The following is a 15,976-nucleotide window of genomic DNA, read 5'->3' as shown; positions in this document are numbered from 1 at the left end:
GCCAAGGGGATTGCCGGGGAGATTAAGTCAGGCGCGTGACCGAAATATGACAGGGGATTACCTGTGGGAGCGAGCCTGCTCGCGAAGGCGGCGTGTCAGTCGAAAAATTCGTCGCTGATCCACCGCATTCGCGAGCAGGCTCGCTCCCACAATGAAAATTCCCTCAGGCCAGCTCAAGCCAGATCGGCGCATGGTCCGATGGCTTTTCCATGCCGCGCAGTTCGTAGTCCACGCCGGCGTCCTTGACCCGTGGCAGCAGGCCATGGGAAGCCAGAATTACATCGATGCGCAGGCCGCGTTTGGGCTCATCTTCAAAGCCACGGCTGCGGTAGTCGAACCAGCTGAACATGTCGCTCACGTCGGGATTGAGGTGACGGTAGCTGTCGGTCAGGCCCCAGTTTTTCAGGCGCGCCATCCACTCGCGCTCCTCCGGCAGGAAGCTGCATTTGCCGGTTTTCAGCCAGCGCTTCATGTTGTCCGGGCCGATGCCGATGTCGCAGTCTTCCGGGGAAATGTTCACATCGCCCATCACCACCAGTGGCTGTTCATTGTGGAACTGGCTTTCCAGCAGCGCTTGCAGATCGCTGTAGAAACGCTCTTTGGCAGGGAATTTGGTTGGGTGGTCGCGGCTTTCACCTTGTGGGAAATAGCCGTTCATGATCGTCACCGGCACGCCATTGGCATCAGCGAAAGTGCCCCAGATAAAGCGCCGCTGCGCGTCTTCTTCATCGGTGGCGAAGCCTTTATGGATGGCGATCGGCTCGTTGCGCGAGAGCAGGGCGACACCGTAATGACCCTTCTGGCCATGGAAATGCACGTGATAGCCGAGGGCGCGGATGTCATCGTGGGGGAACTGGTCGTCGTGGACCTTGGTTTCCTGCAGGCCGATCACGTCGGGCTGATGTTTTTCGATCAGCGCTGCCAGCTGATGCGGACGGGCACGCAGTCCGTTGATGTTGAAGGAAACAATCTTCATGGTCGGCAGTCCTGGCAAAAGGGCGATGCTAGCTGACATGGGGGAGATGGGCCAGTGTGGGAGAAATCAATTTCACCTGTGGGATTTGTAGCGCTTGTCCCGGCCCCATCGCTGGCAAGCCAGCTCCCACAGGTTTCTGTGGTGTATGTAAATGTTGTGAACGACGCAGACACTGTGGGAGCTGGCTTGCCAGCGATGAGGCCCGCCCCAGTCGATGAAGATCCGAGGCTGGTCTAACCTGTCAGGGGAACCACCACATCCGCCCAAGGTTCGTACCAACAAGCGCGCCAGCCTCCGAGCGCGCCCCCGGGGAGAATCACTGCAATGCCTGAAACCCAGACCGCCGTTGCCGACATCCATATGCTCGACCGCGGCTATTCGCGCGAAGCCCGCTCGTTGCTGTATCAGGCCTATCGCCACGAGCCGACCTTCGGCTACCTGTTCGAAGCCGAACGTCCCGGCTATGAACAACGCGTACGCGCCACGGTGCGCGAGCTGGTCAAACAGCATTTTCTTCAGGACCTGCCGGCGATCGGCCTGTTGGTCAACGATCGCTTGATCGGCATCGCCCTGATCGCACCGCCGCAACGGCGCCTGGGCGTTACCGAAAGCTGGGCATGGCGCTTGCGCATGGTACTCAGCACCGGTTTTCGCTGCACCCGGCGTTATCTGGAATACCACGATGCCGTTGCTGCATGCGTGCCGGGTGACTCGGTGCACATGCTGCCGTTGCTCGGCGTTCACCCGCAGTTTCAAGGCAAACACTACGGCGAACAGTTGCTCACTGCGGTGCACAACTGGTGCGCGGTCGATGAAACCTCGCAAGGGGTGGTGCTCGACACCGGCAACCCCCGCTACCTGGAATTCTATAAAAGGCAGGGTTATCAGGAGATCGGCGAGGTTGCCGTCGGGCCGGTGCGCGAACACGTATTTTTCCACGCCAATCCGCAGGTGTTACAAACAGCAACGGGATAATGATCGAACTTCTTCACAAATTACCTGTTCTATCAGGCTCCCGAGCCCGTGATAGCATCCGCGCCTATGAAGTTTCCACGAAGATTTACCAGCGGCGTGCTGATGCTGTTATCCAGCTGCGCGGCGCTGGCGCAAAGTGAATTGGATGTACGGATCAAGCCGTCCAACGATGAACTCAAGGCCAATATAGAAGGCTATATCGGCAGCCTCGGCGATCGCGACGAAGAAGCCTTGCTGCGTTTCAGTCGCGGCGCCGAAGAGCAGGCGCGCAAAGCGGCGCAGGCGCTGGGCTACTACCAGCCGCAGATCGACAGTGACATCAAGGGCGGAGAAAAACCGCGTCTGGTGTTGAACATCGATCCCGGCGAGCCGATTCGCCTGCGCAACGTCACCGTGCGCGTCGACGGCCCGGCGGCCTCGCTGAAATCCTTTCGCGTGCCGAAAAGCGACCTGCTCAAGTCCGGCGCCGTGCTCAACCATGGCCGTTACGAAGACGCCAAGCGCGTGATCCAGAATCAGGCCTCGCGCTTCGGTTACTTCAGCGGTCATTTCACCAGCCAGAAACTCATGGTCGATCCCCGCGCGGGCGTGGCCGACATCGAATTGATCTACGACAGCGGCCCGCGCTATGCGCTGGGCAAAGTCAGTTTCGAGGGCGACACGCCGTTCGACGAAGACCTGCTGCAACGCATGGTGCCGTTCAAGGCAGGCGAGCCTTACGATTCGGAACTGATCGCCGAACTCAATCGCGATCTGCAATCGAGCGGCTATTTCGAAGGCGTGCGCGTCGACGCGGCACCGACGGCAGCGCAGAACGATGTGATTCCGGTCGCCGTCAAACTCGACACGCGCAAGCCGCGCACCATGGGCCTGGGCCTCGGTTATTCGACCGACGTCGGGCCACGGATCAAGGCCAACTGGACGCGCCACTGGGTCAACCCGCAGGGCGACAGCTATGGCTGGGAGGCCGAGCTCTCGGCGCCCCGGCAGAACGTCGGGCTGTTCTACGACATCCCGCTCGACCCGCCATTGACCGACAAACTGCGCTGGGCCGGCGGCTATCAGTTCGAAGACATCGAAGGCTCCGACACCCTCAGCAAGCTGCTGACGTTCGGCCCGGAATGGCACAGCAAGTTGCCCAGCGGCTGGCAGCGGGTGATCTCGCTGAAATGGCAACGTGAAGAATACGAACTCGGCGACGACTCCGGCCTGAGCACGTTGCTCATGCCCGGCATCAGTTATTCCTACCTGAAAAGCGACAACCGCATCGACCCGCGTAACGGCTATCGCCTGAGCTTCGAAAGCAAAGTGGCCAAGGAAGGCCTCGGTTCGGACAACAACCTTTTATACGGCACCGCGCTGGTCAAGGGCCTGACCACGGTGTTCGACAGGCACCGCCTGCTCGGCCGCGTGCAGGTCGGCGGCAGCGCCACCAACGGCTACAACTCGATTCCGCCATCGCTGCGCTTTTTTGCCGGTGGCGATCAGAGTGTGCGCGGTTACGACTATCAGAGCCTGTCGCCGAAAAACTCTGACGGCGACCGCATCGGTGGCCGCTACATGATTGCCGGCAGCGTCGAGTATCAGTATTCGATCGCCGAGAAATGGCGGGTCGCGACCTTCGTCGACCAAGGCAACTCTTTCAACAAACTCGAACTGCCCGACCTCAAGACCGGGGTCGGTGTAGGTGTGCGCTGGGTCTCGCCGGTCGGGCCGATCCGCCTTGACCTGGCCCATGCGCTGGACGACGACGGCGGCATCCGGCTGCACTTTTCCATGGGGCCTGAGCTGTGAAGCGTGGTGTGAAAATAACGGCGCTGACGCTGTTGGCGCTGGTCGTGTTGATTGTCTTGAGCCTGGCCGCGCTACTTGGCACGCAGGCTGGCAGTCGGTGGGCGTTGGGCCTGGTGCCCGGCTTGAGCGTGGAGAATTTCCACGGTCGCCTCGCTGGGCAGTGGAGTGCCGATCACCTGGTGTGGCAGCAGGACACCAGCCGCGTCGAGCTGAACAAGGCAATCTTCGCCTGGTCGCCGCTGTGCCTGACGCGCATGACCTTGTGCATCGATCAGCTCAAGGCCGATCAGGTGATCCTGCAATTCCCGCCGAGCGAAGAAACCACCGAGAGCGGCCCGATCAAACTGCCGGACCTGCAATTGCCGTTGGCCATCGAATTGGGCGACGTCGAGGTCGGCAGCCTGTTGTTCAACGGCAGCGAACAGCTCAAGGGCTTGCAACTGGCGGCGCACTGGACCGCACAAGGCCTGCAGATCGACAGCGTGAAATTGCAGCGCGACGAGCTCAGCCTGAACCTGTCCGGCCTGCTGCAACCGAGCGGCAACTGGCCGCTGACGATTCAGGGCGATTTGACTTTGCCGTCTCCCGGCAGCGAGCCGTGGACGCTGGCGCTGAAAGTTGAAGGTGATCTGCTGAAAACCCTCAACCTGCACGCCGACAGCCGCGGCTACCTCGACGGCCAGTTGAACGGCGAGCTGCAAGCGCTGGCGGAAAACCTCCCGGCCAAGCTGCGCATCACCAGCGATGCGTTCAAGCCCAGCGCCGATCTGCCGGACACCCTGCAATTCAATCAGCTTGTGCTCACGGGCGAAGGCGACCTGAAAAACGGTTACCAACTGCTCGGCAACGCATCGTTGCCCGCCGAGAAATCACCGGTGGCGCTGCTGCTCAAGGGCAAGGTTGACGCCAACGGCGCGCAGATCGCCGGGCTCGACCTTAATGCCAACGACAAGCAAAGCCTCAAGCTCACCGGCAATGTCGACTGGAGCAAAGGCCTCAGCGCTCAGGCCAATATCAACTGGCAAGACTTCCCGTGGCACCGGCTCTATCCGGAAATCGACGAGCTGCAAGTGACGTTGCGCACCTTCACCGGCGAAGTGTCCTACACCGACGGCCAGTACCTCGGTAATTTCGACGCCGCGCTGGATGGCCCGGCGGGGGCGTTCACCTTGAGCAGTCCGTTCAGCGGCAGTCTGGAACAGATCGCTTTGCCGCAACTGGTCATGCAGGCCGGGCAGGGCAAGGCCGAAGGGCACGTGAATGTGCGCTTCGCCGACGGCATCGCCTGGGATACCGCGCTGGACCTGTCGGCGCTCAACCCGGCGTACTGGGTCGCCGAACTGCCGGGCACCCTGGCCGGGCCTTTGCAGAGCAAAGGCGAGATGAAGAATGATCAGCTCAGCCTCAGCGCCGACCTCGATCTCAAAGGCAAATTGCGCGGTCAGCCGGCGGTCCTGCAGGCCAAGGCTGACGGCGCGGGCGAGCGCTGGAACCTCAACGCTCTGCAGATCCGCCTCGGCGACAACAGCATCAACGGCAAGGGCAGCCTGCAGGACAAACTCGGCGGGCAGATCGACATCAAGCTGCCGCGTCTGGCCCAGCTCTGGCCGCAACTGCGCGGGCAGGTCAACGGCCAGATCAACGTCGCCGGTACGCTGAAGGCGCCACAGGGCAAGCTTGATCTGCAAGGTTCGCAACTGGCCTTCCAGGACAATCGCCTGCAAAGCCTCAACCTCGACGCCACGCTCGACAGCGCGCAACGAGCGAAGATCAATCTCAAAGGCAGCGGCATTCAGACCGGCGACACCTCGCTGGGCACCCTGACCGCCAGTGCTCAGGGCGATATCAAAAGCCAGAAACTCAACCTCGACCTGATCGGACCGAAGCTGAAACTGGCGCTGGGTCTGGACGGCAATCTCGACAAGGGCAACTGGCGCGGACGCTTGGCCAGTGGCGACATTCAGGCCGGTGGCCAGGACTGGAAGCTGCAAAGCCCGGCCAGACTGGAGCGCTTGGCGGACGGCCAGATCAATTTCGGCGCGCATTGCTGGCTGTCCGGCAATGCCAGCCTGTGTGGCGAAGATCAGCGCCTGATGCCCGAGCCTAAGCTGCGTTATCACCTCAAGCAATTCCCGATCGAAAGCCTTGCGCAATGGCTGCCCAAAGACTTCGCCTGGCAGGGCCGGCTCAACGCCGATCTGCAACTGGACCTGCCCGCCAGCGGCCCGAACGGCGTGGTCAGTGTCGACGCCAGCGGCGGCACCCTGCGCGTGCGCGACAAGGATCGCTGGCTGGATTTCCCCTACCAGACCCTCAAACTCAGCAGCAAGCTCACGCCCAAGCGCGTCGACACCGAGCTCAATTTTGTCGGCGGCAAACTCGGCGAATTGATGGTCCAGGCGCAGCTCAATCCGCTGCCGAAGAACAAACCGCTGAGCGGCTCGTTCCGCCTCTCTGGCCTCGACCTGTCGGTGGCGCGGCCGTTTGTACCGATGGTCGAGAAACTCACCGGCCGCCTCAACGGCAGTGGCACGATCTCCGGTGGTTTGCTCGCACCGCTGGTCAACGGCACCGTGCAGCTCAGCGATGGCGAAGTGTCCGGCGCCGAACTGCCGATGGAGCTGCAGAATCTGCAACTGACTGCGGCGATCGCCGGCGAGTCGATGCGCCTGGACGGAGGCTGGAACAGCGGCAAGACTGGCAAGGGCAGCCTCAACGGCAACGTCGCTTGGGGGCAGGCGCTGGTGGTCGATCTGGCGCTCAAGGGCACGCAATTGCCGGTCAGCGTCGAGCCCTACGCCAAACTGGAAATGGCCCCGGATCTGAAGATTTCCATGGCCGGCGATGAGCTGAAAGTTGCCGGCAAGGTGCTGGTGCCGAAAGGCGAAATCACCGTGCGCGAGCTGCCGCCATCGACGGTAAAAGTCTCCGACGACACGATCATCGTTGGCGCGCAGACCGAAGAGGGCAAACCACCGATCGCGATGAAAATGGACATCGACGTGATCGTCGGCCAGGACAAGCTGAGCTTTGCCGGTTTCGGCCTGACCGCCAATCTGCAAGGTCAGGTGCACATCGGCGACAACATGGACACCCGTGGCGAACTCTGGCTCAACGACGGCCGCTATCGCGCCTATGGCCAGCGCCTGACCGTGCGTCGCGCGCGTCTGTTGTTCGCCGGTCCCATCGACCAGCCGTATCTGGACATCGAAGCGATCCGCCAGACCGACGACGTCATCGCCGGCATTCGCCTGAGCGGCAGCGCCGAACAGCCGACCACGCAGATCTTCTCCGAACCGGCGATGAGTCAGGAACAGGCGCTGTCGTACCTGGTGCTGGGCCGTCCGCTGAGCACCAGCGGCGAAGACAACAATATGCTCGCGCAAGCCGCGCTGGGCCTGGGCCTGATGGGCAGCGCCGGGGTCACCAGTGGTCTGGCCAAGGATCTGGGCATTGAGGACTTCCAACTCGACACCCAAGGCAGCGGCAGCGACACCAGCGTCGTCGCCAGCGGCAACATCTCCGAAAAACTCAGCCTGCGCTACGGCGTCGGCGTCTTCGAACCGGCCAGCACCATCGCCTTGCGCTACAAGCTGAGCAAGAAGGTCTACGTCGAAGCGGCGAGCGGCGTGGCGAGTTCGCTGGATATTTTCTACAAGCGGGATTTCTAGAGCGCGTTCTCTCCAATGATCGTTCCCACGCTCTGCGTGGGAATGCCTCAAGGGACGCTCTGCGTCCCGGCTCTCAAAAAAAACGGACGCAGAGCGTCCCCGACTGCATTCCCACGCGGAGCGTGGGAACGATCCCGCGTGGCCGGTCAGTGATTAATTACAAAGCCCCCTAACTATTGCGTTGACATTCGCTGCCTAAGCAGTAACATCTCGACATACATTCACTGCCTAGGCAGTTATCAGGTCGACCCATGAAGCATTTCACTCCGGAAGAATTCAAACATTGCCACCTCGGCCTGTTGCTCGGTCGTGCCGCGTTGCTCAAGGACCGGATCATCGACACCCACATGGAACCCCACGGCATCACCGCCGCGCAGTTCAAGGTGTTGATCATCATGGCCCAGTTCGGCGTCGACACCCCGGCCGAGCTGTGCCGCCATCTGTCGCTGGACAGCGGGTCGATGACGCGCATGCTCGATCGCCTCGAGCAGAAGGCTTTTCTGCTTCGTCAGCGCAGCGAAGGCGACCGGCGTCAGGTGCAGTTGAAACTGACCGAGCAGGGCCAGCAACTGGCTGATCGCCTGCCGCACATCGGTGCCGATGCGATGAATGAGCTGGCCGGCGCGATCTCCCGCGAAGAGTTGAAAACCCTGGAATACATCCTGAAGAAAATCCTGCTGGCCGCCGGTGACCCGATCACCGTCCAGCGTTTGGGTGAACACAATGAACGCTAAAGTCATGCGCAGCAGCCTGACGCTGTTGCTGTCGGCGATGGTCCTCGCCGGTTGCGCCAATTACAGCGGCCTCGACACTGAAGGCCAACGCCTCGACGCGAAGAGCCTGAAGACCGCGCAGTCTCTCGACGGCGTCAGCCTGTCGCCGGCGGCGTGGCCGAAAAGCGATTGGTGGAGCAGCCTCGGTGATCCGCAGCTCGACGGCCTGATCCGCGAAGCCCTGCATGACAGCCCTGACATGCAGATCGCCGCAGCCCGCGCCCATCAGGCCAGTGCCGCCGCCTATGCCGCCGATGCCGAGCGCTATCCGACCCTCGACGCCAGCGCCGGCATCAGCCGTTCGCGGCTGGCTCGTGATCAGGATCCGCGCGGGCAGGGCGGGGCTTACGCGACGGTGCGCAATGTCAGCGCCGGCTTCAATTACAACTTCGATTTGTGGGGCGGCCAGCGCGATGCCTGGGAAGCCGCACTCGGCGAGGCTCGCGCTGCTGAAGTCGACCGTCAGGCCGCGCAGCTGACCCTCGCCGCTGACGTCGCTCGTGCTTACAGCGATCTCGGTCAGGCGCACATCGTTCACGACCTTGCCAGCGAAGACCTCAAGCGCACCCGGCAAATGCTCGACCTCAGTCAGCGCCGCTTGAGTTCGGGGATCGATAGCCAGTACCAGTTCCAGCAAACCCAGAGTCTGGAAGCCAGTTCTCAGGCCAGCCTGATCGACGCGGAAAAACGCCTGAACAGCGCGAAAATCGCCTTGGCGGTATTGCTCGGTAAAGGCCCGGATCGTGGCAACGAAATCGCTCGACCGAAAGTCCTGCAAGCCAGCGCCGTGGCGGTGCCGTCGGTGCTGCCGGCGGAACTGCTCGGCCGCCGCCCGGATCTGGTCGCGGCGCGCTGGCGTGTCGAGGCGGCGAGCAAAGACATCGATGCGGCGAAAACCCGCTTCTATCCCAACCTCAACCTGTCGGCCTCGGCCGGCGCCGAGTCGTTGCTGGGTGATGCGATGTTCGGTTCGGCCAGCCGCTTCTTCAACATCGCGCCGACCGTGTCGCTGCCGATTTTCGATGGCGGACGCCTGCGCGCCAACCTTGATGCCCGCGACGCCGATTACGATCTGGCGGTGGCGCAGTACAACAAAAGCCTGGTGAAAGCCCTTGGCGATGTCGGCGATACGATCAATCAGTTGCGCGATATCGGCCGGCAGATCGGCGCGCAGCAACATGCCACCGACATTGCTCAGGATTCTTACAACACCGTCGTCCCGCGTTACGGTTCCGGTATCGGCAACTACCTGGACGTGCTCAGCATCGAGCAGCAATTGCTCCAGGCCCAGCGTCAGCTGGCGACCCTCAATGCCGAGCAGATCGACCTGTCGATTCAACTGATGCAAGCGCTGGGCGGCGGCTTTCAGGGTGAAAACCTGAACGCAGCCAACGCCAGCCCCGCCTCGTCGCACCATTAATTCAAGGTATTTGTCATGGCCACTGCCGAAAACACCCAAGCTCAAGACAACACCCCGGACACCGGCAACCCGCGCAAACGCAAGATGATGCTGCTGGCCCTCGCCGTGGTCGTCCTGCTCGCCATTGCCGGCGTCTGGGCCTATCACGAGTTCATCGGGCGCTTTAACGAAAGCACCGACGATGCCTACGTCAATGGCAACGTCGTGGAGATCACGCCGCTGGTCACCGGCACCGTGGTCAGCATCGGCGCCGACGACGGTGATCTGGTCCATGAAGGCCAGGTGCTGGTCAACTTCGACCCCAACGATGCCGAAGTCGGCCTGCAAAGTGCCAAGGCCAAACTGGCGCGCACCGTGCGTCAGGTGCGCGGCTTGTACAGCAACGTCGACGGCATGAAAGCCCAGGTCAACGCGCAGCAGGCCGAAGTGCAGAAAGCCCAGGACAACTACAACCGCCGCAAAAATCTGGCTCAGGGCGGGGCGATTTCCCAGGAAGAACTGTCCCACGCCCGCGACGACCTGACCTCGGCGCAGAACGCTCTGGCCAACGCCAAACAGCAACTGAAAACCACCAGCGCACTGGTCGACGACACCGTGGTCTCGTCGCATCCGGACGTGATGTCGGCGGCTGCCGATCTGCGTCAGGCCTATCTGACCAATGCGCGCAGCACCTTGATTGCGCCGGTCACCGGTTACGTCGCCAAGCGCACCGTGCAACTGGGTCAACGCGTACAGCCGGGCACCGCGCTGATGGCGGTGATTCCGCTGGATCAGCTGTGGATCGACGCCAACTTCAAGGAAACCCAACTGCGCGACATGCGCATCGGCCAGCCTGTCGATATCGAGGCCGATATTTATGGCAGCGACGTGAAATACAGCGGCACCGTCGACAGCCTCGGTGCCGGTACGGGTAGCGCGTTTGCTCTGCTGCCGGCACAGAACGCCACCGGTAACTGGATCAAGATTGTTCAGCGTGTGCCGGTGCGTATCCACATCAACGCCGAAGAGCTGGCCAAGCACCCGCTGCGTGTCGGTCTGTCGACCAATGTCGAGGTCAATCTGCACGACCAGAGCGGCCCGGTGCTGGCCCAGCAACCGCCGCAAAAGGCCTCGTTCAGCACCAATGTGTATGACCGCCAACTGGCCGAAGCGGACGCGATGATTGCCCAGTTGATTCACGACAACAGCGCAGCAGCAGGCAAGACCGCACAGCGCTGAGAGCACACCGGATCAGAAGCAGGCTCTGTGGTGAGCGGTTATCTGTGGTGAGGGGATTTATCTGTGGCGAGGGGATTTATCCCCGCCGGACTGCGCAGCAGGCCCGTTTTTCCTGAGCCAAAAGAGGGGCCGCTTCGCGACCCAGCGGGGATAAATCCCCTCGCCACAAGGGCCTGTTACCACAGGGCCTGCTGTGTTCATCAGACCGCAGCGACCATCAGGTTTCATAGGATTCACAATGAGCAATAACGCTTCTTTCACGCCGCCCAGCCTGTTGCTCAGCACCATCGGCCTGTCGCTGGCGACGTTCATGCAAGTGCTCGACACGACCATCGCCAACGTGGCGCTGCCGACGATTTCCGGCAACCTCGGGGTGAGTTCGGAGCAGGGCACCTGGGTCATCACTTCGTTTGCCGTGAGCAATGCCATTGCGCTGCCGCTGACCGGTTGGCTCAGCCGCCGCTTCGGTGAGGTGAAGCTGTTTCTGTGGGCGACGATGCTGTTTGTGCTGGCGTCGTTTCTCTGCGGTATCTCCACTTCGATGCCTGAGCTGATCGGCTTTCGTGTGCTGCAAGGCCTGGTGGCCGGGCCGCTGTACCCGATGACGCAGACCCTGTTGATCGCGGTGTATCCGCCGGCGAAACGCGGGATGGCCCTGGCATTGCTGGCGATGGTCACGGTGGTCGCGCCGATTGCCGGGCCGATTCTCGGCGGCTGGATCACCGACAGTTACAGCTGGCCGTGGATCTTCTTCATCAACGTACCGATCGGCATCTTTGCGGTGATGGTGGTGCGTTCGCAACTGGCGAAACGGCCGGTGGTGACCAGTCGCCAGCCGATGGATTACGTCGGTCTGATCACGCTGATCATTGGCGTCGGCGCGTTGCAGGTGATCCTCGACAAGGGCAATGACCTGGACTGGTTCGAATCGAACTTCATCATCGTCGGCGCGGCGATTTCCGTGGTCGCCCTGGCGGTGTTCGTGATCTGGGAAATGACCGACCGCCATCCGGTGGTCAACCTGCGCCTGTTCGCCCATCGCAACTTCCGCATCGGTACGCTGGTGCTGGTCTTGGGTTACGCCGGGTTCTTCGGCATCAACCTGATCCTGCCGCAGTGGCTGCAAACACAAATGGGTTACACCGCGACCTGGGCGGGACTTGCCGTGGCGCCGATCGGGATTCTGCCGGTGTTGCTGTCGCCATTTGTCGGCAAATACGCGCACAAGTTCGACCTGCGTCTGCTCGCCGGCATTGCGTTTCTGGCGATTGGCCTGAGCTGTTTCATGCGCGCCGAGTTCACCAACGAGGTCGACTTCCAGCACATCGCTCTGGTGCAGTTATTCATGGGTATCGGTGTGGCGCTGTTCTTCATGCCGACCCTGAGTATTCTGATGTCGGACTTGCCGCCGAGCCAGATCGCTGATGGCGCAGGCCTGGCGACTTTCCTGCGGACACTGGGCGGCAGCTTTGCGGCGTCGTTGACCACCTGGATCTGGATTCGCCGGGCCGATCAGCATCATGCGTATATGAGCGAAAGCATCAGCACGTTTGAGCCTGCCACCCGCGAGACCTTGAATCAGTTGGGTGGAGCGAGCCAGTCGGCGTATGCGCAGATGGATCAGATCCTCACCAGCCAGGCGTACATGCTTTCGACCGTGGATTACTTCACGTTGCTGGGCTGGGGGTTCATGGGGTTGATTCTGATCGTGTGGCTGGCGAAGCCGCCGTTTGCCGCGAAGGCCGGGCCGGCAGCTTCGGGGCACTAGAATCAAGAGCCCCTCACCCTAACCCTCTCCCGGAGGGAGAGGGGACTGACCGCGGTGCATGTTCGAGGTACATCGACTTGCGATACCGAGTCGAACTCAGGTTTTGAACTGCATGCGATCAGCTCCCTTTCCCCCTCGCCCCCATGGGGGAGAGGGCTGGGGTGAGGGGGTAAAGCTCTTCAGCCGTGCGGCAATGCCAGCGGCGGGGCGAAATCGAATGGCGCCAAGGCATACCCGCTCTCATCCACCTGCAACGCCCAACCCTGACGATCCCAATCCCCCAGCACAATCCGCTTCGCCGCTTGTTCACCAAGCTGCAACTTGTGAATTGCCGGGCGATGGGTATGGCCGTGGATCAGGGTTTTCACGCCGAACTCCTGCATCACTCGCGGAATCTCTTCCGGAGTGACATCGACGATGTCATTGGCCTTCATCCGCGTCTGTGCGCGGCTTTCGCTGCGAAGCTTGCGCGCCAGTTTGTGGCGGCTGCTCAGCGGCAGGTGACGGAGGATGAACAGGGTGATCGGGTTACGCAGATAACGCCGCAGCTTCATATAGCCAACGTCGCGGGTACACAGGCTGTCGCCGTGCATCAGCAGCACCGGCTCGCCGTAGAACTGCACGACACTCGGGTCCTTCAGCAAGGTGCAGCCGGCCTGTTTGCAGAAGGCCTTGCCGAGCATGAAGTCGCGATTGCCGTGCATCAGGAATATGGCCGTGCCGCTGTCGCTCAAATCGCGCAGGGCCTGGCAGATGGAGCGCTGAAAGGGCGTCATGGCGTCGTCGCCAATCCACGCCTCGAAGAAGTCGCCGAGGATGTACAACGCACTCGCCGAGCGGGCGCGTCCGGCGAGCAAATCCAGAAACGCCCGGGTAATGTCCGGGCGCTCCTCTTCCAGATGCAAGTCTGAAATCAGCAATATCACGCTGCGATGATCTCGGCTTTCTCGATGATCACGTCGTCTGCGGGTACGTCCTGGTGGCCGGCCTTGGAAGTGGTCGACACGCCTTTGATCTTGTCGACAACGTCGGTGCCGGCGGTGACTTTACCGAATACCGCGTAGCCCCAGCCCTGCACGTTCTTGCCGCTGTGGTTGAGGAAGGTGTTGTCGGCGACGTTGATGAAGAACTGCGCCGAAGCCGAATGCGGCTCCATGGTGCGGGCCATGGCGACGGTGTATTTGTCGTTGGAGAGACCGTTGTCCGCTTCGTTCTGGATGCTTGGGCGCTTGTCTTTCTTTTCTTTCATGCCAGGCTCGAAACCGCCGCCCTGGATCATGAAGTTACCGATGACGCGGTGGAATACGGTGTTGGTGTAGTGACCGGCGTTGACGTACTCGATGAAGTTGGCAACGGTGATCGGCGCCTTTTCAGCGTTCAGTTCGATGACGATGTCGCCATGGTTGGTGGTCAGTTTGACTTGAGTCATGATCGCTACTCTTCTGAGGAATTCGTGGTTCTGGGACATTGAGCCCCACAACCGGTTCAGCCTGCTTCGGCCAAGGTGCGCAGTTTAGCGTGACAGGCGCGAATTTCGAGGCGGTTTTTCATTTCCCGGCGATTAAATGCATGCCTTTATCGGGGCTGCTCTGTCAGGCCCTTGACAGCATCGGCTATGATAGCGGCTTTGTTTTGTCTGGCCCCTCTTTGCGGCCGCGCACCTGTACGTCAAGGATCCTATGAGCAAGCCCACTGTCGACCCTACCTCGAATGCCAAGTCCGGCCCTGCCGTGCCGGTCAACTTCCTGCGGCCGATCATCCAGGCAGACCTGGACTCGGGCAAGCACACCCAGATCGTGACTCGCTTTCCGCCGGAGCCCAACGGCTACCTGCACATCGGCCACGCCAAGTCGATCTGCGTCAACTTCGGCCTGGCCCAGGAGTTCGGCGGCGTCACGCACCTGCGTTTCGACGACACCAACCCGGCCAAGGAAGATCAGGAATACATCGACGCCATCGAAAGCGACGTCAAATGGCTGGGCTTCGAATGGTCCGGTGAAGTGCGCTACGCCTCGCAGTATTTCGACCAGTTGCACGACTGGGCCGTCGAGCTGATCAAGGCCGGCAAGGCCTACGTCGACGACCTGACCCCGGAACAGGCCAAGGAATATCGTGGCAGCCTGACCGAGCCGGGCAAGAACAGCCCGTTCCGTGACCGTTCGGTTGAGGAAAACCTCGACCTGTTCGCGCGCATGAAGGCCGGTGACTTCCCTGACGGCGCGCGCGTGCTGCGGGCGAAGATCGACATGGCCTCGCCGAACATGAACCTGCGCGACCCGATCATGTATCGCATCCGCCACGCGCATCACCACCAGACCGGTGACAAGTGGTGCATCTACCCGAACTACGACTTCACCCATGGGCAGTCGGACGCCATCGAAGGCATCACCCATTCGATCTGCACCCTCGAGTTCGAAAGCCATCGTCCACTGTACGAGTGGTTCCTGGAGAACCTGCCGGTGCCGGCGAACCCGCGCCAGTACGAGTTCAGCCGCCTGAACCTGAACTACACGATTACCAGCAAGCGCAAGCTCAAGCAACTGGTTGACGAGAAGCACGTCAACGGCTGGGACGATCCGCGCATGTCCACGCTGTCGGGCTTCCGCCGCCGTGGCTACACGCCGAAATCGATCCGCAACTTCTGCGAAATGATCGGCACCAACCGGTCCGACGGCGTGGTCGATTTCGGCATGCTCGAATTCAGCATCCGTGACGACCTCGACCACAGCGCACCGCGCGCCATGTGCGTGCTGCGTCCGCTGAAAGTGGTCATCACCAACTACCCGGAAGGCCAGGTCGAAAACCTCGAACTGCCACGCCATCCGAAAGAAGACATGGGCGTGCGCGCGTTGCCATTCGCTCGGGAAATCTACATCGACCGTGAAGACTTCATGGAAGAGCCGCCGAAGGGCTACAAGCGCCTGGAACCGGCCGGTGAAGTGCGTCTGCGCGGCAGCTACGTGATCCGCGCCGACGAAGCGATCAAGGACGCCGACGGCAATATCGTCGAACTGCGCTGCTCGTACGACCCGGACACCCTCGGCAAGAACCCGGAAGGGCGTAAGGTCAAAGGCGTGATCCACTGGGTGCCGGCCGCCGCCAGCGTCGAGTGCGAAGTGCGTCTGTACGATCGCCTGTTCCGTTCGCCGAACCCGGAGAAGGCCGAAGACAGCGCCAGCTTCCTCGACAACATCAACCCTGACTCGCTGCAAGTGCTGACCGGTTGTCGCGCCGAGCCATCGCTCGGCAACGCACAGCCGGAAGACCGTTTCCAGTTCGAGCGCGAAGGCTATTTCGTCGCGGATCTGAAGGACTCGAAACCCGGTCAGCCGGTATTCAACCGTACCGTGACCCTGCGTGATTCGTGGGGCCAGTGAGTGA

General features: G+C 61.5%; 11 protein-coding genes. 8 read left to right on the top strand and 3 right to left on the bottom strand.

The genetic code is table 11. The annotated features are described in order from the left end of the window. Positions 1 to 163: 163 nt before the first annotated feature. Positions 164 to 976, bottom strand: coding sequence for an exodeoxyribonuclease III (xthA, locus tag CKW30_RS23685; RefSeq protein WP_095182083.1), 813 nt, complete (start codon positions 974 to 976; stop codon positions 164 to 166). Between the two features lie 324 nt (positions 977 to 1,300). Here xthA and CKW30_RS23680 point away from each other — a divergent pair, with 324 nt between their 5' ends. The 7 genes from CKW30_RS23680 (at position 1,301) to CKW30_RS23650 (ending at position 12,595) form a co-directional block, all read left to right on the top strand. Then, positions 1,301 to 1,951, top strand: coding sequence for an N-acetyltransferase (locus CKW30_RS23680; protein ID WP_041477100.1), 651 nt, complete (start codon positions 1,301 to 1,303; stop codon positions 1,949 to 1,951). 66 nt (positions 1,952 to 2,017) lie between these two features. After that, entirely contained in the window at positions 2,018 to 3,745 is a 1,728-nt protein-coding gene (locus CKW30_RS23675; RefSeq protein WP_095182082.1) for an autotransporter assembly complex family protein, read from the top strand. After that, entirely contained in the window at positions 3,742 to 7,416 is a 3,675-nt protein-coding gene (locus CKW30_RS23670) for a translocation/assembly module TamB domain-containing protein (protein WP_095182081.1), read from the top strand. Before CKW30_RS23675 ends, CKW30_RS23670 begins: the two co-directional genes overlap by 4 nt. Positions 7,417 to 7,667: 251 nt before the next feature. Continuing rightward, positions 7,668 to 8,150: a MarR family winged helix-turn-helix transcriptional regulator gene (locus tag CKW30_RS23665; protein WP_056788847.1), complete on the top strand. Its 483-nt coding sequence runs from the start codon at positions 7,668 to 7,670 to the stop codon at positions 8,148 to 8,150. After that, positions 8,140 to 9,609, top strand: coding sequence for an efflux transporter outer membrane subunit (locus CKW30_RS23660; protein ID WP_095182080.1), 1,470 nt, complete (start codon positions 8,140 to 8,142; stop codon positions 9,607 to 9,609). The genes CKW30_RS23665 and CKW30_RS23660 overlap by 11 nt, the downstream gene beginning before the upstream one ends. 15 nt (positions 9,610 to 9,624) lie before the next feature. Next, positions 9,625 to 10,827, top strand: a complete 1,203-nt coding sequence (locus CKW30_RS23655) for an efflux RND transporter periplasmic adaptor subunit (protein ID WP_095182079.1) — start codon at positions 9,625 to 9,627, stop codon at positions 10,825 to 10,827. Positions 10,828 to 11,065: 238 nt separating this feature from the next. Beyond that, entirely contained in the window at positions 11,066 to 12,595 is a 1,530-nt protein-coding gene (locus CKW30_RS23650; RefSeq protein ID WP_024013426.1) for a DHA2 family efflux MFS transporter permease subunit, read from the top strand. 179 nt (positions 12,596 to 12,774) lie between these two features. On the opposite strand, the gene lpxH is transcribed toward CKW30_RS23650, so the two are convergent. Both lpxH and CKW30_RS23640 read right to left on the bottom strand, forming a co-directional pair. Beyond that, complete coding sequence (gene lpxH, locus CKW30_RS23645) at positions 12,775 to 13,521, bottom strand: UDP-2,3-diacylglucosamine diphosphatase (protein WP_095182078.1); 747 nt, start codon at positions 13,519 to 13,521, stop codon at positions 12,775 to 12,777. After that, positions 13,518 to 14,024, bottom strand: coding sequence for a peptidylprolyl isomerase (locus CKW30_RS23640; protein WP_076567676.1), 507 nt, complete (start codon positions 14,022 to 14,024; stop codon positions 13,518 to 13,520). The genes lpxH and CKW30_RS23640 overlap by 4 nt, the downstream gene beginning before the upstream one ends. Positions 14,025 to 14,274: 250 nt before the next feature. Here CKW30_RS23640 and CKW30_RS23635 point away from each other — a divergent pair, with 250 nt between their 5' ends. After that, on the top strand, positions 14,275 to 15,972 hold the full coding sequence (locus CKW30_RS23635; protein ID WP_095182077.1) for a glutamine--tRNA ligase/YqeY domain fusion protein: 1,698 nt from the start codon (positions 14,275 to 14,277) through the stop codon (positions 15,970 to 15,972). The last annotated feature ends 4 nt before the right edge of the window (positions 15,973 to 15,976 follow it).

This window comes from Pseudomonas sp. Irchel 3F6, from assembly GCF_900187595.1.
Taxonomy (GTDB): Bacteria; Pseudomonadota; Gammaproteobacteria; order Pseudomonadales; family Pseudomonadaceae; genus Aquipseudomonas; species Aquipseudomonas siliginis.
The sequence above is the reverse complement of the archived record's forward strand: the minus strand, read 5'-3'. Positions and strand labels throughout refer to the sequence as shown.